The sequence below is a fragment of the Bacteroides sp. CAG:633 genome (genome assembly GCF_000435115.1).
In the GTDB taxonomy this organism is placed as follows: domain Bacteria; phylum Bacteroidota; class Bacteroidia; order Bacteroidales; family Bacteroidaceae; genus Bacteroides; species Bacteroides ndongoniae.
In genome coordinates this window covers 7,862-8,492 of sequence record NZ_FR883004.1, presented here as the reverse complement: position 1 = coordinate 8,492, position 631 = coordinate 7,862, and the positions used below count along the sequence as shown (strand labels likewise).

The following is a 631-nucleotide window of genomic DNA, read 5'->3' as shown; positions in this document are numbered from 1 at the left end:
GGGGGAGTGGGATGTTTTAAGGCCTCACTCTTTCACCTTGCTCCCAAAGAGAGGGGAGAGTGAGGCGGACATTATACATAATTTTATGGTTGTACAGTTGTATTATCAGCCGGAGCATTCTTCTTCCTTCTCCCTCTCCTTGGGAGAGGGTCGGGGTGAGGCTCCTTATTTATTAATGATTTCCATCTGCTGCCTTACACTCTCCTCGTGGATAGCTTCGAATACTTTCTTGATGAATTCCGAATCCATGCCACAGAGGGCACCTTGCGAGCCGCGCTTTTCGAGGATTTCGTTGTAGCGGCCGGTCTGAAGGATGGTCATGCCGTGCTCCTTCTTGTAAGTACCTATTTCGCGAGCCACCCGCATACGCTTGGCCAGTTCCTGAATCAGGTTGTCGTCGCACTCGTCAATCTGCTTGCGCAGTTCGGCCAGGTTTTCGGTGCTCTGGTTGGTTTCGCGGATGACGAGCAGGTTCAGTATGTAGTCCAGGATGTCTGGCGTCACCTGTTGTGCGGCGTCGCTCCAGGCAGCATCCGGATTGCAGTGGCTCTCTACGATGAGGCCGTCGAAACCCAGGTCCATGGCCTGCTGACACAGCGGTGCCACGAGTTCGCGCTTACCGCCGATGTGG

At 54.0% G+C, this 631-nt stretch carries 1 pseudogene (only partly in view); it reads right to left on the bottom strand.

From position 1 onward, the window contains the following. Positions 1–165 precede the first annotated feature (165 nt). A pseudogene (locus QVP67_RS02725) lies at positions 166–631 on the bottom strand (chorismate mutase) (it continues 630 nt past the right edge of the window).